The sequence below is a fragment of the Rhizobium sp. YS-1r genome, from assembly GCF_000757525.1.
In the GTDB taxonomy this organism is placed as follows: Bacteria; Pseudomonadota; Alphaproteobacteria; order Rhizobiales; family Rhizobiaceae; genus Neorhizobium; species Neorhizobium petrolearium.
On the sequence record NZ_JPYQ01000031.1, the window covers coordinates 58726 to 77469 of the forward strand.

Below are 18744 nucleotides of genomic sequence, written 5' to 3' on the forward strand. Positions count from 1 at the left end.
TAGGGCCGGGTTCTTGAAATCAGGGCATAACCGAAGCGGTGCTGATGCTGCTGGCGCTGCCGAAGCGGGAGGCAACTGCTTCCGGCAGCTTCACCTTCATGTCTTCACGCATGAATTGCGTGCCCGCCGAGACGACGAGGTCACCTTTCGAAAGTCCTTCGGAAATGCGCACGCCGTCATCGGAAAAATCGGCAACGGTCACCGGGCGCGAACCCACCATCCCTTTTTCACGATCGACGATCCAGACGACCGACTGGCCGTCCTTCTTGGCAAGAGCCGCAAGCGGAATGGACCAGGTCGGCGCGGCGTTGTCCTCGATCGCCTCGATCGTCGCGGTCATGCCGAGCAGGACGCGCGGGTCCTCCGGTAGGCTGACGCGGATCGCAAAGGTCCGCGATTGGGGATCGGCGCTGCCTGCGATTTCCCGAACCTTGCCATCAAGCACAAGGTCGGTTGCCGACCAGAAGCGCGCCTTGACCGTCTTGCCGGGGCTGAACTTGGCGACGTCCATTTCCGGAACGGCGATCTGCACTTCCTTACCGCCATCGACGGCGACGGAAATGACCGCCGTTCCGACGCCCACGACCTGGCCGATATCGGCGCTGACGGCGGTGACGATACCGTTCTGATCCGACTTGAGTTCGGCATAGGCAACCTGGTTGCGCGCCTCCTGCAAAGCCGAAACCGCCGACTGGCGGGAGGAGACGGCCTGGTCATAGGCAAGCGCCGCCTGCTCCATGTCCGATTGGGAGGCAACGTTCTTGGAATAGAGAGAATCGGCACGGCGCTTGGCGAGCTCGGTGATCTCCGCCTGTTTCTGCGCGGCGGCGAGATCGGCCTCGGCGCGGCGGACGGCGAGCTGGTAATCGGTCGCATCAAGCCGGGCAAGCACGTCGCCCGGCTTGACCCGCTGACCGATATCCACCAGCCGCTCGGTGATCTTGCCGGCGACACGGAAGCCGAGATTCATCTCCGTGCGCGCCTTGACGGAGCCGGAATACTCGACCTTCCGGCCCTGATCGGCGGCAGAGACCTCGATCACCTTGACAGGCCGAACCACCTCTGGCGCTTCGGCCTTCTTCTCTTCCGAGCAGGCCGCAAGCGCGCCGAGCGCAGTCGCAACAATGAGGCCTTTGACGAGAAACGAGACATCACGTCTGGTCTTCACAAAAAACATGGCGCCGCACTCCTGATGGCGGGATTTCTATAAGGAGAGTTATTTCAAGGCACGCAGGCCGAATTCGACGAGATCTTCCGGCTGCCCGATCTGCCTTTCGAGCAGGCAATCGGCGATCAGCATCGGATGGCACAGCTTCACCATGCACGACATGAAATTCTCGGCCGCCAGCAGCGGGTTCTGTTCTCGGAATTCACCGGCATCGATGCCTTCCCGGATCAGGTCGGCGATCAGCAAGCGGAGGCGGTCCAGATGCTGCTGGATCACCGGCCATTGCTGCTCGATGGCGATCACCACCATCTCGTGCACCTTCTTCTCGTCGAGCATGGTCTCGAGGGTCAGCCGATGCTGTTGCAGGACGTGATCGTGCAGGCGCTCCGTCGCGCTCACCGGCCGCTTCGCATTGGCCAAAGCCATCTGATAGCTGCCGTCGAGCATGCGGTTCGCCAGCGCCTGGTGAATATCCGCCTTTGACGAGAAGAAGCGGTAGATATTGGCGGGCGACATCCCGAGATCGCGGGCGATATCGGCGACATTGGTCTTGGTATAGCCGTAGTGCTTGAAGAGGCGTTCCGCCGCATCGAGGATGCGGCTGACGTTCTCCTGCCTCGTCGCCTCTATGGTATTTTCACTGGCTTCCATGGATTGACGGCTTTCACTTAACGACTGACGATTTTCATTTTTCGTCATTCGTAAAGCGAAAACTGTCATCTGTCAACCTTTACGGAGCGGCTACGCTTTGTGACAAAAATCATCTCTGGCGGGAACCAAAAGTTACAAATGACGTTTGAGCGTGTTGAACCGCGTTCGGCGGGCCGGGGAAATTGGATGAGCATGCCGCAAAGCTACGACGTTTCGCTACTTGATGAGGAGCGCTATCGGCTTCTTGTTGATGCGATCACCGATTATGCCATCTATATGCTCGCCCCTGACGGCAGGGTGGCGAGCTGGAATCCGGGGGCGCAACGCTTCAAGGGCTACGAGGCGTGGGAAATCCTCGGAGAGCATTTTTCCTGCTTCTACACGAATGAAGATCGCCTCGCCCGGGTGCCCGAAAACGCCTTGCGGACGGCGGCGACGGAAGGACGTTTCGAAAGCGAAGCCTGGCATGTTCGCAAGGATGGCACTCGCTTCTGGGCGCATGCCATCATCGATCCGATCTGGGGCCGGTCCGGTGAGATCCTGGGCTTCGCCAAGGTCACCCGCGATCTGACGGAGCGGAAGCAGGCGGAAGTCGACCTCAGGCAGAGCGAGCAGAAGTTCCAGCTCCTCGTGCAGGGCGTCACAGACTACGCGCTCTACATGCTCGATCCGGAAGGTTATGTCAGCAACTGGAATATCGGAGCCGAGCGCATCAAGGGATATACGGCCGATGAGATCGTCGGAAAGCATTTCTCACAATTTTATACGGAAGAGGACCGCGAGCGCGGCGAGCCGGCAAAAAGCCTGGAAACCGCCAGGAGAGAAGGACGCGTCGAGAAGGAGGGGCTGCGGCAACGCAAGGACGGCAGCCGTTTCTGGGCACATGTGATCATCGATGCCATCCGCAACGAGCATGGCGAGCTCCTGGGCTTTGCCAAGATCACCCGCGACATTACCGAAAAGGTTGAGGTGCAGAAAGCACTCACCCAGGCACGTGAGGAGCTTTTCCAGGCACAGAAGATGGAGGCCATCGGCCAGCTGACCGGTGGAGTCGCGCACGATTTCAACAATCTTCTGATGGCTGTCCTCGGCAGCCTGGAAATCCTGAAAAAACGCCTGCCGAACGATCCGGCACTGATGCCGTTGATCGACAATGCCATCCAGGGCGCCGAGCGTGGTGCCGCGCTGACCCAACGCATGCTCGCCTTCTCGCGTCGGCAGGAACTCAACATGGAAGCCGTCGACGCACAGGCCCTGATGAACGGCATGATGGATTTCGTACAACGCTCCCTCGGTGCCGATACCCGGATCGAGACCCGCTTCCCGCCCCATCTTCCCCCGGTCATGACCGATCCCGTACAACTCGAAACCGCACTTCTCAACCTTGTCGTCAATGCCCGCGACGCGATGGTGAACGGCGGTCTGATCACCATCGATGCCGAGGAACATGTGGTAGACGGAGGGTCGGAAAAGCTGAAGCCCGGCCGTTACGTCCGGCTTTCGGTCGCCGACACCGGCGAAGGGATGGATGAGGAAACGTTGGCCCGGGCGACGACGCCTTTTTTCACCACCAAGGGCGTCGGCAAGGGAACAGGACTTGGCCTTCCGATGGTCCAGGGCCTGTCCGAGCAATCGGGTGGCAAGCTCGTGATCCAAAGCGAGAAGGGCAAGGGCACCACGGTTTCGCTCTTCCTGCCCGTCGCAGACGCAAATGACGCCCGGCAATTTTCGGAGACATCCATGCCCTCACCCGCCGAGGCCCCCAAGGGAGCCTTCACGATCCTCGCCGTCGATGACGACGCCCTGGTCCTCATGAACACGACGCTGATGCTGGAGGATCTGGGGCATGTGGTGATCGAAGCCTATAGCGGTGCAGAGGCGCTGGACACGCTGCGCAAAGGGGAGCGTCAGTTCGATCTCGTCATCACCGACCATTCCATGCCGCGCATGACCGGCTCGGAACTGGCGGCCGCCATCCGCGAAAAATGGCCGGGGCTGCCGGTCGTGCTCGCAACCGGCTATGCGGAATTGCCCACCGGTGGCGACAACCGTCTGCCGCGGCTGCCGAAGCCTTTCTCGCAAAATCAGCTTCAGGACGTCATCGCTTCGGTCCTCGGCGCCTCCTGAAACCAATTTGCCGGAACAAACGTTGTTTTCCCATCGGAAACGGGAGAACGACAGATGGTCTTCAAACACCAGCATTTTCATGAGACGACCGCCGAAGTGGAGGCGGAGTTTCCGCCGCGTGCGGTGCTTGAAAGCGCGGTCGCCGATGCACTGGCTTCGGCCGGTGGCGTCGACGCAAGCGACGTGACCGTGACGGCGCAAGGCGGCGAGGTGACGCTCGGGGGCGTGGTCCAGGTTCCGGAGGAAATCAGCCGGGCCGAAGAGGTGGCCCGCGGCGTACCCGGCGTCACGACGGTTCGCAACGAGATTCGCTCTATTGCTCCCTCCTTCTTCAATGACGCGCCAAGGCCGCTGTAACCTGCTTGCCCACGCATCGAGGAGAAGGATCGGACCGAAGGTCGGGGTGGAGCGATCGTCGCACCCCACCCATCGCCTCGTGGCGGCGCGCCCCTCAGAGGGAACCGAACAACGATCAGCGCGGCAGCGCGTAGGCGATCACGTAATCGCCGGGCTTGGTGCCGACCGAACCGTGGCCGCCGGCGACCATCACCACCAATTGCCGGCCGTCGTCGACTGCGTAGGTCATCGGCGTGGCCTGGCCACCGGCCGGAAGCCGTGCCTTCCACAGTTCCCGGCCATCGGTGAGGTTATAGGCACGCAGATAATTGTCGACGGCTGCACCGAGAAAGGCGACGCCGCCCTTGGTGATCATCGGCCCGCCGATGCCGGGCACGCCGACCTTGAAGGGCAGCGGCAGCGGCGTCATGTCGTAGACCGTGCCGTTGCGGTGCATGTAGGCGATCTTGCCCGTGCGCAGATCGGCGCCTGCCACGTAACCCCAGGGCGGCGCCTGGCAGGGAATCTGCAAAGGCCCCAGGAACGGCCCCATATAGACGCCGTAGGGCGCGCCCTCGTTGCGGTTAAGCCCCTGCTCGCTGCCCTTCTCGTCCTGTCCCTTCGGCGGGATTTCCGCGCGCGGCACGAGCCGCGAGGTGAAGGCGAGATAGGTCGGCATGCCGAACATCACCTGCCGTTCCGGATCGACCGCGACGCTGCCCCAGTTGAACGTGCCGAAATTGCCGGGATAGACGATCGTGCCTTTGAGCGAGGGCGGCGTATAGCGGCCCTCGTAGTTGTACTGGTGATACCAGATACGGCACACCATCTGGTCGAACATGGTGATGCCCCACATATCCTTTTCTCGCAGCGGCTGCGGCTTGAAGGTCAGTGCGGAGGTCGGCTGCGTTGGCGCGGTGTGATCCTCGGGGATGGCACCGCCCGGTGCCGGCTCCTCGGTGACCGGAATGATCGGCTCCCCCGTACGCCGGTCGAGAACATAGATGTCACCCTGTTTGGTCGGCCCGACCAGCGCCGGCACGACCGTATTGTCCGGCATGGTGAGATTGAGGAGCACCGGCTGGGCGGGAACGTCCATGTCCCAGAGATCGTGATGCACCGTCTGGCGCACCCAGCGATCTACGCCGGTATTCAGGTCGAGGGCCACGATCGAGGAGGAGTATTTCTCGACGTTTTCGCTGCGCCCCATGCCGAGCTGGTCGGGCACTTGGTTGCCGAGTGGGATATAGACGAGGCCGAGTTCCTCATCGACGCTGAAGACGGACCAGCTGTTCGGTGAATTGGTCGTGTAGGTTTGCCCCGGCTGGAGCGGCTGGGTCTGGGTGGGGTTGCCGGAATCCCAGTTCCAGATGAGCTGTCCCGTATTCACGTCATAGGCGCGGATGACGCCGGACTGTTCCTGTGTGGAATAGTTGTCGTTGACCGCACCGCCGATGATGATCTTGTTGCCTGCGATCGCCGGCGGCGAGGTCGAGTAATAATAGCCGGCGGGATTGTACTGCATCCCGGTTTCGAGATGCAGCGTGCCGTTGTCTGCGAAGGACCCGCAGACCTCACCGTTTGCCGCATCGAGCGCAATCAGCCGCGCATCCGAGGTGGGCAGGTAAACCCGTTCGGCGCAGGGTGAACCGGGAGCCGCCGCCTGGTCTCGATAATAGCTGACGCCGCGGCAGGTCTGGTGCTGGCGGTCCGGGTTCATGCCGGAATTCGGATCGTATTTCCATTTCTCCTGACCGGTCGCCGCATCGAGCGCAATCGCCAGATTGTGCGGCGTGCAGAGGTAAAGCGTATTGGCAACCTTCAGCGGCGTCACCTGATAGGTCGTTTCGCCCACATCGTCCGGCCGCTTCACGTCGCCCGTCTGGTAGCGCCAGACCTCCTGGAGATTGGCGACGTTCTCGACATTGATCTGGTCGAGCGGCGAATAACGCTGGCCGTAGGGGGTGCGGCCGTACTGGTGCCATTCGCCGGGCGGCACGTCGCCCCCCATTGCGGGGGCTGCGGCGACGGACTGCTCCGGCAGCTCGCCACTCTGGTCCAGCGGATCGATGAACATCGAGAAGATCGCCACCGCGATGGCGATGACGACCGCAAGCGCCAGCGGCGTACTGCTTGCGCCGTAACGCATGCCCGTCGGGCTTGAAAAACCGAGCGGCCTGCGGATCCAGGGCGTCAGCAGCCAGATACCCAGCAGAATGATGACGCCACCGCGCGGACCGAGTTGCCACCAGTCGAACCCGACCTCCCAGACCGCCCAGACGAGCGAGGCGAGTATGAGGACGGCATAGACCCTGAGGGCAATAGCAAGCCTGAGAAACAGAAGAATGGCGGTCAATATGAAACCGAGACCGCAAATCAGATAATAGGCGCTTCCGTCGAGCAGCACCAACTGCCCACCCCCGACGGCCAGCGCGATCCCGATCAGCGTGAAGAGGATCGCGGTAATCTTAACGGCCATAGTGAAATCCCTGTCCCTGAAAACAATAAGGCGAGGTGCGCGGGAACCCTGCGGCGCCTTCGCGCTTTCAACACGGGTTTTGCCCAAAAGTTCCAATGGATATTGGACAACCTTTTCCGACAACTTCCGGAACCGCCGGACATCGAACTGGTTTGGCGCCCATGAAGGGAGTTCCGCCATGTTGACGTCCCGCAAGGGCCCCGCCTTCGAGACGACCGGTGCAGAAGGCTCAAGCATTTCCAGGGTCAGGGAAGAGGCGGAAAGCTGCACCCGTTGCGATCTCTACAAGAGTGCCACTCATCTCGTCTTCGGAAACGGGCCGGCAAGAGCGAAGGTTCTTTTCGTCGGCGAACAGCCGGGCGACAGGGAAGATCAGGCCGGACAACCTTTCGTCGGCCCCGCCGGCAAGCTGCTCGACCGTTGCCTCGATGAAGCCGGCATCGATCGCGACCTGTGTTACGTCACCAATGCAGTGAAACATTTCAAATTCACACTGCGTGGCAAGCGGCGCATCCATTCAAAACCGAATACCGGAGAGGTGCAGGCCTGCGCCTGGTGGCTGGCGGCGGAATTGCGCCTCATCAAGCCGGCACTGGTAGTGGCGCTTGGCGCGACTGCGCTCTATTCTCTGCTGGGCAGGCAGGCGAAAGTCATGCGTGACCGCGGCCAGATCCTGAATTCGCCGAACGGTGTGCCTATGCTTGTGACGATTCACCCCTCGGCCTTGCTGCGGAGCCGGGATCGGGCGGATGCGGAGTTCAACCGTGCCCGCTTCGTCGAGGACTTGAGGAAAATTGCCGATTTTCTGGAGTGATCATGGCTTACGAACTTTATTACTGGGACGGCCTCCAGGGGCGCGGCGAATTCGTGCGGCTGGCTTTGGAAGAGGCCGGTGCCAAATATGTGGATGTCGCCCGATCGAGCCACGGCATGTCGGCGATGATGGCCTACCTGCATGGCAAGCAAGGGTATCTGGCGATGCCTTTTGCACCTCCCTTCCTGAAGGACGGCGATATCGTCGTCTCGCATGTGGCAAATATCCTCCATTATCTCGGGCCGAAGCTGAACCTCGTGCCCAAGGAGGAGAAAAGCCGCATCTTCATCCATGGCCTTCAGCTTACCCTGACGGATTTTGTCGCGGAAGCGCATGACACGCACCATCCGATCAGCACCACAGACTATTACGAGGATCAGAAGGAAGAGGCGAAGGCCCGCACACAGGCCTTCCTGAGGCATCGGGTGCCGAAATTTCTGGGCTATTTCAACCACGTCATCCAGGTGAACCCGGCGAAGAACGGTTACGCCGTCGGTGACGCCCTGAGCTATGCCGATCTATCGCTCTTCCAGATCGCCGAAGGGCTCGCCTACGCCTTTCCCCGTGCCATGCGGAACTTCGACAGTGACTATCCGGATGTCGCGAAGCTGCGCGACCTCGTCCGCAGGCGTCCCAATATCGAAGCTTATGTCAATTCGAAGCGCCGGCTCGCATTCAACGACTCGGGCATATTCCGGCACTATCCGGAATTGGACCAGGACCCGGCCTGATGGCTTAGGTCGTCTCTTCGCCCAATTCCTGCAGGATCTGATGGCGGGCCCGGTTGAGCCGGCTTTTGACCGTACCGACGGCGCAATCGCAGATTTCGGCCGCTGTCTCGTAGCTTTCGCCGAGAATCGCCACCAGCGTCAGCACCTCGCGATAATGCGGCGGCAGTTTCTGGAGCGCGCGCTGCACCTCCCTCGCCCGCGCGGCCATTTCCTGCGATGCGGCTACGGCCGTATCGCCCGAAACGTTCTCCTCGATTCCCGGCGCCTCGCGTCCCAGCACCTTGGCGCGCGTGTAGAACGTGTTGCGCATGATCGTGAAGAGCCAGCTCTTCAGCTTGGTGCCCGGCTCGAACTTGTCGAGATTGGCGAGCGCCTTCATCAGCGTTTCCTGCACCAGATCGTCTGCATCGGTGGGATTGCGGCAGAAGGTACGGGCAAATGCGCGGAGAGCCGGAATGAGCCTCACTATGTCTGCACGTGCAAGATCACCATTCAACTGTGATTCAGACACCGTTGCCTACCTCTCCGAAGTCTCGATGGGCGGGGATTTTGGTGGCAAACGCGCGCCTTGCGCATTTGGTTCCCCCAAGATGAACGGCCTGTTCATACTGATGACGGAACAAAGCGGCCGGCAGGCCGGTTGATAGGTTTTTCACGGAGTTATGATCGTGGCACCGCGTGCGAACTGGAAAGGTTATCTCAAAATCGGGGAGCTGAGCTGCCAGGTAGGGCTTTATACGGCCGCTTCCACATCCGACCGCGTCAGTTTCCATATTATCAACCGGGAGACCGGCAACCGTGTCCACCGCCAGATGATCGATGCCGACACCGACAAGCCAGTGGAAAGCGACGACATCGTCAAGGGCTACGAGATTTCAAGCGGCGAATACGTCTTCCTCGAACCGGACGAAGTGAAGGCGGCGGTACCCGAAAGCGACAAGACGCTCGAACTCGAAACCTTCATCCCCTGCGATGGGGTGGACACAATCTATCTCGACCGCCCCTATTATCTGATGCCGGTGGACAGGCCGTCTGCCGAGGTCTTTGCACTGATCCGCAAGGCGCTGGAAGAAAAGAGCGTCGCAGCACTGGCCCGCACGGTTCTCTTCCGGCGCCTGCGGACGCTGCTCATCCGTCCGAGCGACATCGGCATGATCGCCAGCACGCTCAACTATGAATACGAGGTGCGATCCGCCAAGGAAATCTTCTCCGATATCAAGGACTTCAAGATCGAGGGTGAAATGCTGGACCTTGCCGGGCACATCATCGACACCAAGCGCGGAAAATTCGACCCGACCGAATTCGACGACCGTTACGAGGCGGCCCTCGCCGAACTCGTCAGAGCGAAGATCGAAGGCCGCAAGCTGAAGAAGAAGCCCAAGCCGGAGGTCAAAAAAGTGTCGAACCTGCTTGACGCGCTCCGCCAGAGCGCCGGCGCTCCCGCCACGCGGAAGAAGACGACCGCCAAGAAGACCGCCTCTCGGGCAACCTCGCGTAAGACGACCACCCAGCAGAGAAAGGCCGGCTGATCATGGCGCTTGAAACCTACCACCAGAAGCGCAACTTCAAGGTTTCTCCCGAACCACGAGGAAGAGTATCTCGCACCCGCAAGACAAAGGCGACCGGCAACAGTTTCGTGATCCAGAAGCACGACGCGACCAGGCTGCATTACGATTTCCGGCTGGAAATGGATGGCGTGCTGAAAAGCTGGGCCGTGACCCGCGGTCCGAGCCTCGTGCCCGGCGAAAAGCGCCTTGCGGTCCATGTGGAAGACCACCCGCTCGATTATGGCGGCTTCGAGGGCATGATCCCGGAAGCCAATTACGGCGCCGGCGCGGTGCTGCTCTGGGATCGCGGCACATGGGAGCCGATCGGCGATCCGCACAAGGCCTACCGGAAAGGCCACATGGAATTCGAATTGAAAGGCGAGAAGCTGGAAGGCCGCTGGCACCTCGTCCGCATGGGGCAGAGGGAAGGTGAAAAACGCGAGAACTGGCTGCTGATCAAAGGCGAAGACGAATTCGCCCGCGACGAAGGCGACCCTGACATTCTCGAAGAAATGCCGCTTTCCGTGAAAACCGGCAAGACGATCGAGGAGGTCTGGGGCAGGAAGCGGCCGGCAAAAAAGGCGCGCTCGAAAACGAAGCTCCCGACCGATCCAGACCCGCAAGGCACGGACATCGCGGTTTCGAAGATCCGGGGGGCGAAGAAGGCCAAGCTGCCGGATTTCATCGAACCGCAGCTTGCGACGCTGGTCAAAAGCGCCCCTTCCGGAAAACGCTGGGTCCACGAGATCAAGATCGACGGCTATCGGCTTCAGGCACATATCGAAAACGGCAAGGTGACGCTGCTCACCCGAACCGGCCTCGACTGGACCCACAAGTTCGGCAAGCAGATCGTTGCGGCATTCGCGAAGCTTCCGGTCTCCGAGGCCATCATCGACGGCGAGGTCGCGGTCGAAGCAGGCTCCGGCGCGACGGATTTCTCGCTGCTCCAGCAGGCTCTCAGCGAGGGCCACACCGATCACTTCACCTTCTATGCCTTCGACCTTCTTCATCTCGATGGTTATGACCTGACCGGCGCAACCCTGCTCAGGCGCAAGGAAGCGCTTGAAACACTTTTCGCCGACAGCGGCTCGGTGCTGCGCTACAGCGAGCATTTCAGCGACGAGGGCGCGCTGGTGCTGAAACATGCCTGCCGGCTGAGCCTGGAGGGCATCATTTCGAAAATCGCCGATGCCCCTTACCGCCCCGGTCGCGGGCGCGATTGGGTCAAATCGAAATGCTCGGCAAGGCAGGAATTCGTGGTTGCGGGTTACGTTCCTTCCTCCGTCAACCGCAAGGCGATCGGTTCGCTGGTCATGGGTTATTATGAGAAGGGAAAGCTTCGTCATGCCGGCCGCGTCGGCACGGGCTATTCGAATACCGTGGCACAATCGCTCTTCAAGCGGCTCAACGGCATTCGAAGCGACAAGAGCCAATTTGACGAAAAGCTCGCGGCAGTGGAAAAAAAGGATGCCGTCTTCGTCAGACCGGAACTGGTGGCGGAAGTCGAGTTTCGCGGCTGGACGGCGGATGCCCATATCCGCCACGCCTCTTTCAGAGGTCTGAGGGAAGACAAGGATCCGAAGGATATCGTCCGGGAGGGCGGGCCTGTGAATGCTGCGGAAGAACCGAAACCGCCCAAGCGGACGGTCAATCTCACCCATCCGGATCGGGTGTACTGGCCGGATGCCGGGGTGACCAAGGCCGGACTTGCGGACTATTATACCGAGGTCTGGCGGCTGATGGCGCCTTTCGTCGTCAACCGGCCGCTGGCGCTCGTTCGCGGGCCGGACGGAATTACCAAACCGCTGTTTTTCCAGAAGCACGCCTGGAAAGGCATGACGAAAAATGTGGTTCTGGTGAAGGATCCCGCCGACCCGAGCGAGGAATATATCTCCATCCGCGACCTCGACGGGCTGCTCGGGCTCGTGCAGGGCGGGACACTGGAAGTCCATCCCTGGGGGGCATCGCTCAACGATTGGGAAAAGCCGGATATGGTCAATATCGACCTCGATCCCGGTGAAGGCGTTTCGTGGACGGAGATCATCGCCGCGGCCCACGAGGTGAAACGGCGCTTTGAGGACATGGGCCTCGCGCCCTTCGTCAAAACGTCCGGTGGCAAGGGGCTGCACGTCGTCGCCCCCGTGAAGCCCGAGGCGGAATGGCCTGAGGTAAAGGCTGCGATGAAGGCGCTCGCCGACGGCATGGCCGGTGACGACCCGGACAAATACGTCTCGACCATCACCAAGTCGAAACGCAAGGGCAAGATCCTGATCGACTACCTGCGCAACGGCCGGGGCAACACCGCGGTCGCTCCCTATTCCACCCGCGCGCGGCCGGGCGCGCCCGTCTCCATGCCGCTCGCCTGGGACGAGCTCGGCGGCGTGATCGGCCCCAACTATTTCACGGTCAACAACACCCCGACGCGGATTGCCCGGCAGGCGAGCGATCCCTGGGCTGATTTCCGCAAGGCGGAAGCGCCGATCGAATTCAAGGTGAAGAAGAGATAGCTGCAAAGCCGGAACGATACGGCATCCGTTCAAGAGCAGGGCAATCGCATATGCGGGTTTTGCCCCTCCCGGCTTTCGCCTCGCTCGGCGACCCTCTCCCCGCAAGTGAAGAACGGCCGGGAGTCTCCACACATCCCGGCCGCCTGCATACCGCTGGAACCCCTGCCCCAGAGAGATGCGTGGGCAGTAAACATGCTAAAGACGGACAATGCAAGTTCGTGGATATCCCAATCGTTCGAGTCGCATGGGTTCGGCATGCGATAGCCCCGTCAGCAGGACATCCGGGCGCCCGCAGCACGCACATCCTCAAATATTCCGGAGACGATTCACTTCCGAGGCGATTTCCGTTCTGCCTCAAGGCTCTTCTTGAGCGCCGCCGTGATGTCGATGACATTGCTCGGCCGCTCCGGCGACTTCTCCTGGGTACGCTTCTTCGTCTTGCGGCCTTTCCTGCGCTCGGCGATGATGTCGAGCAGCCGGTCCTGCACCGGATCGTCTACCATCGAAGGCTTCCACGCTTCGGTGCGCTCTTCGATGATCTTTTCCATCATCGCCAGATGCTTGGCGCCCGGCTTTTCCTTTGGCATCTCGGCCGCATAATCGTCGGCGTCGCGCACCTCGTCGCCGTAGCGAAGCGTCCAGACAACGATCCCCTTGTCCTTCGGCAAGAGAAGCACGGCCCGCTCGCGGCGGTACATGACAAGCCGGGCGACGCCGCCCGTTTTGGTCTTCGCCATCGCCTCGCGGATGACGGCAAAGGCCTCTGCGCTCACCTCGTCGTCCGGAGCGAGATAATGCGGCCGGTCATACCATATCCAGCCGATCGAATTGGCCGGCACGAAGGTCTCGATGTCGATCGTGCGCGTGCTCTCAAGTGCGACGTCATCGAGCTCGTCGTCCTCGAAAAGCACGTAGTCGTCCTCACCCTTGGGATAACCCTTCACCTGATCGTCGTCTTCGACCGCTTCGCCGGTATCCGCATCCACATACTGGCTGAGGACACGGTTGTGGGTCTTTCGATTGACGTTGTGGAAGCGCACCTTGGCGCCTTCGGAAACGGCGGGCGTCATCGTCACCCGGCAGGTGACGAGCGAGAGCTTCAGATAACCTTTCCAGAATACACGCGGCGCCACGGCAGAACTCCTTCCTTTCCGCGATAACCCGCACGATACGGCTTGGTTCCGGAACAAACATCCAAGAGAAACCGTTTGCTTCAGACACCTGCACAGGAGGGCATTCCCATGAGCACCAGCAGCAGCCAGAACGCTTCACGGAACGAAGGGGACAAGAAGACGACCGAGCGCTCCGCACGTTCAAAACACGAAACCAAAGAACTGGAGGAACAGCTCAACGAGGGGCTGGAAGACACGTTTCCGGCAAGCGACCCCGTTTCGACCACGGTGACCTCCATCCCGGCCGGCACGCCAAAACCGCCAAAACACTAGACAACAGTAAAATCCGTATGGAACAATTCAGGCGTCTTCCGTGATAGGAAGTCGCCTTATTTCATTTGTGTCGGTATTTCATCCATCCCTGTGACTTTTTCGGGATACCCCAAGTCGACCATATTGCGGTAAGGAGAGCGATAGCAGAATTATCGGCGAGGCGGACATTCTTTCGGCGCGAGTTTGCCGATATTGGTTACGTCAGAGGTCGGGATGGCGAAGCAAAACACTCCGGTTGCGGAACAGGAAGTCAGGATGGGAAAGCGCGTGAACCGCCGGGTCTCGGTCCTGCTCGCCGAAATCGAGAAGGAAGAAGTCCCCGATCGTCTGCTCGAACTGGCGCGCGAACTGCAGAAGGCGCTCAACGAAAAGATGGGCAGCCCTGGCGGCTGAAGCGCGTCTCAAAGCTGGGTCGAGATCAGATTGTCGGTGCGCACCCGGCCTGCCACGACACCTCTCGGGCCCTCCGCCTCATAACGCCCGCTCCCGTCCTCGATCACCGTATAGAGCTTTTCGTTGCGGAAGGCGCTTGCCATTTCGGTCGAGTTACCTTCCGAAGGTGAAGCGTCGATCTCGGTAAAATCGAGCTCCGCCGCGCTTGCGACGAGGCGCGCATCGCCTGCGGTTCTGGCCCGGACCACCACCTCGCCGTGCGGCGGCGAATTCTGCCAGTTCGGGTCATCGGAAGCGGCGTTCGGCACCAGCCGGTAGATCTTCAGCTTTTCCTGCATCTCTCTCTCCCTTGAGACATCACATCTGCTGCTTTTCGCAACGTTCTCGGTCAGGCCCGGTTCCATCATCGGCGGTGGAACTTTTGCCGCCGCTTTTCTGTTCCTGACCACCGTGGAAGTTTTCTGTCCTGACAAGCATGGAAGCTGAGGAAGACATGGAGGACCCGCATCACTGCCGGCATCTTTGCGTCGACATGCAGCGCATGTTCGCGGAAGACACGCCCTGGAATATTCCATGGATGCAGCGCGTGCGCCAACCGGTCGCGATGATTGCCGGAGCCTTTCCTGCAGGCACGATCTTCACTCGCTTCGTCCCCCCGACAACGCCTGCCGAAGCCCAGGGGAGTTGGCGCGACTATTACGAGAAATGGCCGATGATGACGCGCGGCGAACTCGGCGACGAGATGGTCGACATTCTTCCGGAGCTGAGGGCACTGGCTCCTCCCGCAATCGTCTTCGACAAGATGGTCTACTCGCCCTGGTTCGACAACCGGCTTCATCATTTCCTTCGAGGCCAGGGCGTCACCACGCTGATCATCTCCGGCGGGGAGACGGATGTCTGCGTCCTTGCCGCCATTCTCGGCGCCGTGGATCTCGGCTATGCGATCATTCTCGTCAAAGATGCAATCTGCAGCACCTCCGACGAGACGCATGACGCATCCCTCGCCCTTTTCGGCAGGCGTTTTTCGAACCAGCTCCGGCTCGCCGATACGGACGAGGTGTTGCGCTGGTGGCAAGGATGACGACGATTTCCGGAACCTTTGCAGCAACCGGCAGTTTTGCGGACATAGGCGACAAGTTCCCCGGACAAGGAGAAAGCAATGGCCGATAACTTCTGGTTCATAGTCGTGGCGATCGGGCCGATCCTTCTCGGCGCTGCGATCGCCTATGCGCTGTTACAGCGCCGTCGCCTGACGGACCGCGAAAAAGAGCAGCAGGAAGAGGCGATAGAACGTCTCTACGACAAGCCGCCGGGCGGCCGCGAACCTCATCCGCACAGCCGCTGACTGGAACAGGAACCTTCGAGGCACCTCGTCGTTAGATGCCTCGCAATACCTTTTCACCCAACACCTATAAACCCAAGGAGAGAGCAATGGCCAGCAAGACCCTCGACGACCTTTTCCATGAAACCCTGAAAGACATCTACTATGCCGAACGCCAGATCGTGAAGGCTCTTCCGAAGATGGCGCGCGGCGCCCGGGATGAAAAGCTGAAGGCCGCTTTCGAGAAACACCGCGATGAGACTGAAGGCCAGATCGAGCGCCTGAAACAGGTCTTCGAGATCATCGGCAAGCGGGCCCAGGGCAAGACCTGCCCGGCAATTGACGGCATCATCGAAGAGGGCGAAGAAATCCTCGACGAGTTCAAGGGCAATCCTGCGCTTGACGCTGGCCTGCTCGCTGCCGCACAGGCGGTCGAGCATTACGAAATCAGCCGTTATGGTACGCTGCGCACCTGGGCCCAACAGCTTGGCCTCAAGGAGGCTGTGAAGCTGTTGGAGGAAACGCTCGCCGAGGAAAGCAAGACGGACGAGGCCTTGACCAGCCTTGCCAAATCCGCCGTCAACATGGCGGCTCAGAAGGCCGCCTGAGGCTTTCGATGAATGGGGCGCCGGCAAAGGCCGCATAGCCCCGTTCCCTGAGCAAAAGCCCGGTCAAAGCTGGGCTTTTGCTCACCCCAGGCGGAACGAGATGAGCATTTGCCATGTCCGGAGCGGAATGCCGGTGTGATAATAGGACGCAGATCGAACGGCGCTTATAATATGGACCCGAGCAGTTGCATGAGGGATTATATCGCAGTACCTTTGATTTGGATGCGCTCCTTCCCGGCGGCGACAAACATACCCCCAATTGCCAGAAAATACCCCCCGGGGCCGATTTTTGAGTTCATGGCCCTGCTCTGCTGGCCAGGGTGCAATTTTTCGTTTGGACGATGGAACTTTTTTGCGCTGCACACGTTGGGGCGTTCGGTCGAATGGAGACGATAATGGCGGAATCCGAGGAAGATTGGATCAAGAGACGGGCATACGCTTTGTGGGAAGAGGAAGGCTACCCTTCCGGTAAGGATCGGGAGCATTGGGAAAGGGCGAAGCTGGAGCATGCGACGCTCAAGCCGACCGCCTCGAACACACCACCAATGGCAAGTCCCCGTAAGAAGGCAGCCGCAGTCGTAAAGGCTCCAAAGGCAGCAGCGCCGAAAGCTCCAAAGACTGTCACGAAGACGGCCCCATCGAAGCCGGCATCGACAGGGACTGCTGCCAAGACGACCTCGAAGACCCCCGCAGCTATTCCGGCAGCGGTCGAACCGGCGAAAAAGCGCTCCAAGAAGGTGCCGGCCGGCCAATAACGCCGCCCGGATCGTATACATCAAGACCAGTTTCATCAATCGCGGCGATTGGCATTGTCGCGAGAGCGTATTTTCTTGCCTTGGAAGATTGAGATGACAGTTGCGTCTGAGCTCCGCCCGACACCGAACCCGACAGGGAACGTTGGCCATGGCCGAAATGTTCCGAGGGGTGCAAACGGCCCACGGCGGAGGCAGACATGATGAACGCTCACGCCCCCCTCGGCAATACGCACCGCGATCAGCACGCCATGTCTGGGAGCGTGGTTACCCCGGTCGAGGAAACGCGGGTGCTGCCGCAAATGAGGGTGCTTTCGGTCACGTCCGAGATCTTTCCATTCGTAAAGACGGGCGGCCTGGCGGATGTGACAGGTTCCCTGCCCAAAGCGCTCGCCCCGCTCGGCATAGAAACGACGTCGTTGATCCCCGGATATCCGAATGTGATGCGGCAATTGCAAAGCGCCGTGCCGCTCGTAGCCTTCGACAGCCTGCTGGGCGAAAAGGCCTCGCTCCTGCACACCCGCATCGAGGGCCTCAGCCTTTTCGTGCTCGACGCGCCCACTCTCTATGACCGTCCGGGTGGTCCCTATGTCGATGAACGGGGCATCGACCATCCCGACAACTGGAAGCGGTTTGCCGCTCTTTCGCTGGCCGCGGCGGAAATCGCCGGCGGCGTCCTGCCCGGCTGGCGTCCCGATCTCGTCCATACCCACGACTGGCAATCGGCGCTCGCCTCCGTCTACATGCGGGAACGGGGCTGCTCGACGCCCGTCGTGCTGACGATCCACAACCTGGCCTTCCAGGGCCAATATCCCGCGAGCCTGCTCGACGAACTCGGACTGCCCCCGGAAGCATATTCCATGGATCGGATGGAATATTTCGGGGACATCAGCTTCCTGAAGGGCGGGCTGCAGACAGCCGACGCGATCACCACCGTCAGCCCGACCTATGCGCGCGAAATCCTCACGCCACGCTTCGGCATGGGCATGAACGGCGTTCTGAACGAACGCGTCTCGGTCCTGCGCGGCATCGTCAACGGTATCGATCTCGATGTTTGGGATCCATCGACGGATCCGCACCTGCCGCGCAACTACGACATCAACAGCCTGCGCCGCAAACGCGAGAATCGCGCTGTTCTGCTGGAGAGATTCCGTCTCGACCCGTCGGGCGCCGGTCCGGTCTTTTCCGCAGTCAGTCGGTTCACTTGGCAGAAAGGTATCGACATGCTCGCCGAAACCGCCGACGAGGTGATTCACAACGGCGGCAGGGTGATCGTGTTCGGCCAGGGCGACCGCGAGATCGAACAGGCGCTTCTCGATACTGCCTCGCGTTTTCCCGGCCGCATGGCCGTCCATATCGGTTATGACGAGCCGACGGCGCATCTGATCCACGGCGGCTCGGATGCGATCGTGCAGCCGTCCCGCTTCGAGCCGTGCGGCCTCACCCAGCTCTATGCCCTGCGCTACGGCTGCGTGCCGGTCGTCTCGCGAACCGGCGGGCTCTCGGAGACCATCATCGACGCCAATGATGCGGCCATGTCGGCCCGCGTGGCAACAGGCTTCCAGTTTCATCCGGTCACGACGGACGGGTTGCGCCTGGCGCTTCGCCGCGCCCTGCAAACCTATGCCGATCCGAAAATGTGGGCTCGTTTGCAGAACCAGGGGATGAAAGCAAAATTCTCCTGGGAACGAAGCGCCCGCCAATATGCTGCCGTCTATGCCAGCCTGGCCCGCAAATCAGGGCGGGTTCCGGCGAGCGAGATACGTCGCGCCACGCTCTGAAAGATCTGTCCGGACCGCCCGGCGTTTGTCGCTAGAGCGTCGGGCGATTAATATGCAACGCATCCGGCTTGCCGAAAATAGTTC

The 18744-nt window shown here is 60.7% G+C and carries 19 protein-coding genes; 13 read left to right on the forward strand and 6 right to left on the reverse strand.

All coding sequences use genetic code 11. From position 1 onward, the window contains the following. Nucleotides 1–19: 19 nt before the first annotated feature. Complete coding sequence (locus JL39_RS20010; protein WP_037154707.1) at nucleotides 20–1177, reverse strand: efflux RND transporter periplasmic adaptor subunit; 1158 nt, start codon at nucleotides 1175–1177, stop codon at nucleotides 20–22. Nucleotides 1178–1216: 39 nt separating this feature from the next. After that, nucleotides 1217–1819: a TetR/AcrR family transcriptional regulator gene (locus tag JL39_RS20015; RefSeq protein ID WP_037154710.1), complete on the reverse strand. Its 603-nt coding sequence runs from the start codon at nucleotides 1817–1819 to the stop codon at nucleotides 1217–1219. Nucleotides 1820–2005: 186 nt separating this feature from the next. On the opposite strand from JL39_RS20015, the gene JL39_RS20020 reads away from it, so the two are divergent. Both JL39_RS20020 and JL39_RS20025 read left to right on the forward strand, forming a co-directional pair. Then, nucleotides 2006–3946: a PAS domain-containing sensor histidine kinase gene (locus JL39_RS20020; RefSeq protein WP_037154713.1), complete on the forward strand. Its 1941-nt coding sequence runs from the start codon at nucleotides 2006–2008 to the stop codon at nucleotides 3944–3946. Nucleotides 3947–4000: 54 nt separating this feature from the next. Then, entirely contained in the window at nucleotides 4001–4303 is a 303-nt protein-coding gene (locus tag JL39_RS20025) for a BON domain-containing protein (RefSeq protein WP_037154715.1), read from the forward strand. 115 nt (nucleotides 4304–4418) lie between these two features. Here the strand turns inward: JL39_RS20025 and JL39_RS20030 are convergent, their stop codons facing one another. Further along, entirely contained in the window at nucleotides 4419–6761 is a 2343-nt protein-coding gene (locus JL39_RS20030; protein ID WP_037154758.1) for a glucose/quinate/shikimate family membrane-bound PQQ-dependent dehydrogenase, read from the reverse strand. Between the two features lie 178 nt (nucleotides 6762–6939). Here JL39_RS20030 and JL39_RS20035 point away from each other — a divergent pair, with 178 nt between their 5' ends. Together JL39_RS20035 and JL39_RS20040 are read left to right on the forward strand one after the other, a co-directional pair. Continuing rightward, the gene (locus tag JL39_RS20035; protein WP_037154718.1) at nucleotides 6940–7575 is read left to right on the forward strand and encodes a UdgX family uracil-DNA binding protein; all 636 of its coding nucleotides are present in this window, start codon (nucleotides 6940–6942) and stop codon (nucleotides 7573–7575) included. A 2-nt stretch (nucleotides 7576–7577) separates the two neighbouring features. Further along, the gene (locus JL39_RS20040) at nucleotides 7578–8306 is read left to right on the forward strand and encodes a glutathione S-transferase (protein ID WP_037154721.1); all 729 of its coding nucleotides are present in this window, start codon (nucleotides 7578–7580) and stop codon (nucleotides 8304–8306) included. Nucleotides 8307–8310: 4 nt separating this feature from the next. Here JL39_RS20040 and JL39_RS20045 read toward each other — a convergent pair whose 3' ends face one another. Then, the gene (locus JL39_RS20045; RefSeq protein ID WP_227703891.1) at nucleotides 8311–8817 is read right to left on the reverse strand and encodes a sigma-70 family RNA polymerase sigma factor; all 507 of its coding nucleotides are present in this window, start codon (nucleotides 8815–8817) and stop codon (nucleotides 8311–8313) included. A 151-nt stretch (nucleotides 8818–8968) separates the two neighbouring features. Here JL39_RS20045 and JL39_RS20050 point away from each other — a divergent pair, with 151 nt between their 5' ends. Then, nucleotides 8969–9835 (forward strand): Ku protein, encoded by an 867-nt coding sequence (locus JL39_RS20050; RefSeq protein ID WP_037154727.1) that lies wholly within the window; start codon nucleotides 8969–8971, stop codon nucleotides 9833–9835. Nucleotides 9836–9837: 2 nt separating this feature from the next. Further along, entirely contained in the window at nucleotides 9838–12360 is a 2523-nt protein-coding gene (gene ligD, locus JL39_RS20055) for a DNA ligase D (RefSeq protein WP_037154729.1), read from the forward strand. A gap of 326 nt (nucleotides 12361–12686) precedes the next feature. Here the strand turns inward: ligD and JL39_RS20060 are convergent, their stop codons facing one another. Further along, nucleotides 12687–13493 carry a Ku protein gene (locus tag JL39_RS20060; RefSeq protein ID WP_037154732.1) on the reverse strand — a complete coding sequence of 269 codons (807 nt, stop codon included), beginning with the start codon at nucleotides 13491–13493 and terminating at the stop codon, nucleotides 12687–12689. 108 nt (nucleotides 13494–13601) lie between these two features. On the opposite strand from JL39_RS20060, the gene JL39_RS32190 reads away from it, so the two are divergent. Together JL39_RS32190 and JL39_RS32195 are read left to right on the forward strand one after the other, a co-directional pair. Then, complete coding sequence (locus JL39_RS32190; RefSeq protein WP_052183013.1) at nucleotides 13602–13805, forward strand: hypothetical protein; 204 nt, start codon at nucleotides 13602–13604, stop codon at nucleotides 13803–13805. Between the two features lie 213 nt (nucleotides 13806–14018). Further along, a complete protein-coding gene (locus JL39_RS32195) occupies nucleotides 14019–14198 on the forward strand; it encodes a hypothetical protein (RefSeq protein ID WP_152601200.1) in 180 nt (59 codons plus the stop codon). Nucleotides 14199–14206: 8 nt separating this feature from the next. On the opposite strand, the gene JL39_RS20070 is transcribed toward JL39_RS32195, so the two are convergent. Then, nucleotides 14207–14536, reverse strand: a complete 330-nt coding sequence (locus JL39_RS20070; RefSeq protein ID WP_037154734.1) for a hypothetical protein — start codon at nucleotides 14534–14536, stop codon at nucleotides 14207–14209. A 155-nt stretch (nucleotides 14537–14691) separates the two neighbouring features. Here JL39_RS20070 and JL39_RS20075 point away from each other — a divergent pair, with 155 nt between their 5' ends. From JL39_RS20075 to glgA, 5 genes are all read left to right on the forward strand, one after another. Then, the gene (locus tag JL39_RS20075; protein WP_037154762.1) at nucleotides 14692–15279 is read left to right on the forward strand and encodes an isochorismatase family cysteine hydrolase; all 588 of its coding nucleotides are present in this window, start codon (nucleotides 14692–14694) and stop codon (nucleotides 15277–15279) included. 78 nt (nucleotides 15280–15357) lie between these two features. Then, complete coding sequence (locus JL39_RS20080) at nucleotides 15358–15543, forward strand: hypothetical protein (RefSeq protein WP_037154736.1); 186 nt, start codon at nucleotides 15358–15360, stop codon at nucleotides 15541–15543. A gap of 86 nt (nucleotides 15544–15629) precedes the next feature. Next, complete coding sequence (locus tag JL39_RS20085; RefSeq protein WP_037154739.1) at nucleotides 15630–16127, forward strand: ferritin-like domain-containing protein; 498 nt, start codon at nucleotides 15630–15632, stop codon at nucleotides 16125–16127. A gap of 395 nt (nucleotides 16128–16522) precedes the next feature. After that, complete coding sequence (locus JL39_RS20090; protein ID WP_037154741.1) at nucleotides 16523–16882, forward strand: DUF2934 domain-containing protein; 360 nt, start codon at nucleotides 16523–16525, stop codon at nucleotides 16880–16882. A 299-nt stretch (nucleotides 16883–17181) separates the two neighbouring features. Then, nucleotides 17182–18660 carry a glycogen synthase GlgA gene (gene glgA, locus JL39_RS20095; RefSeq protein ID WP_037154765.1) on the forward strand — a complete coding sequence of 493 codons (1479 nt, stop codon included), beginning with the start codon at nucleotides 17182–17184 and terminating at the stop codon, nucleotides 18658–18660. The last annotated feature ends 84 nt before the right edge of the window (nucleotides 18661–18744 follow it).

What these genes read in the sequence shown, in the direction of transcription:
- JL39_RS20030 (WP_037154758.1), bottom strand. Translation starts at nt 6,761, where the DNA reads ATGGCCGTTAAGATTACCGCGATCCTCTTCACGCTGATCGGGATCGCG.
- JL39_RS20010 (WP_037154707.1), bottom strand. Translation starts at nt 1,177, where the DNA reads ATGTTTTTTGTGAAGACCAGACGTGATGTCTCGTTTCTCGTCAAAGGC.
- ligD (WP_037154729.1), top strand. Translation starts at nt 9,838, where the DNA reads ATGGCGCTTGAAACCTACCACCAGAAGCGCAACTTCAAGGTTTCTCCC.
- glgA (WP_037154765.1), top strand. Translation starts at nt 17,182, where the DNA reads ATGAGGGTGCTTTCGGTCACGTCCGAGATCTTTCCATTCGTAAAGACG.
- JL39_RS20040 (WP_037154721.1), top strand. Translation starts at nt 7,578, where the DNA reads ATGGCTTACGAACTTTATTACTGGGACGGCCTCCAGGGGCGCGGCGAA.
- JL39_RS20020 (WP_037154713.1), top strand. Translation starts at nt 2,006, where the DNA reads ATGAGCATGCCGCAAAGCTACGACGTTTCGCTACTTGATGAGGAGCGC.
- JL39_RS20015 (WP_037154710.1), bottom strand. Translation starts at nt 1,819, where the DNA reads ATGGAAGCCAGTGAAAATACCATAGAGGCGACGAGGCAGGAGAACGTC.
- JL39_RS20050 (WP_037154727.1), top strand. Translation starts at nt 8,969, where the DNA reads ATGATCGTGGCACCGCGTGCGAACTGGAAAGGTTATCTCAAAATCGGG.
- JL39_RS20070 (WP_037154734.1), bottom strand. Translation starts at nt 14,536, where the DNA reads ATGCAGGAAAAGCTGAAGATCTACCGGCTGGTGCCGAACGCCGCTTCC.
- JL39_RS20035 (WP_037154718.1), top strand. Translation starts at nt 6,940, where the DNA reads ATGTTGACGTCCCGCAAGGGCCCCGCCTTCGAGACGACCGGTGCAGAA.
- JL39_RS20025 (WP_037154715.1), top strand. Translation starts at nt 4,001, where the DNA reads ATGGTCTTCAAACACCAGCATTTTCATGAGACGACCGCCGAAGTGGAG.
- JL39_RS32195 (WP_152601200.1), top strand. Translation starts at nt 14,019, where the DNA reads ATGGCGAAGCAAAACACTCCGGTTGCGGAACAGGAAGTCAGGATGGGA.
- JL39_RS32190 (WP_052183013.1), top strand. Translation starts at nt 13,602, where the DNA reads ATGAGCACCAGCAGCAGCCAGAACGCTTCACGGAACGAAGGGGACAAG.
- JL39_RS20075 (WP_037154762.1), top strand. Translation starts at nt 14,692, where the DNA reads ATGGAGGACCCGCATCACTGCCGGCATCTTTGCGTCGACATGCAGCGC.
- JL39_RS20080 (WP_037154736.1), top strand. Translation starts at nt 15,358, where the DNA reads ATGGCCGATAACTTCTGGTTCATAGTCGTGGCGATCGGGCCGATCCTT.
- JL39_RS20090 (WP_037154741.1), top strand. Translation starts at nt 16,523, where the DNA reads ATGGCGGAATCCGAGGAAGATTGGATCAAGAGACGGGCATACGCTTTG.
- JL39_RS20085 (WP_037154739.1), top strand. Translation starts at nt 15,630, where the DNA reads ATGGCCAGCAAGACCCTCGACGACCTTTTCCATGAAACCCTGAAAGAC.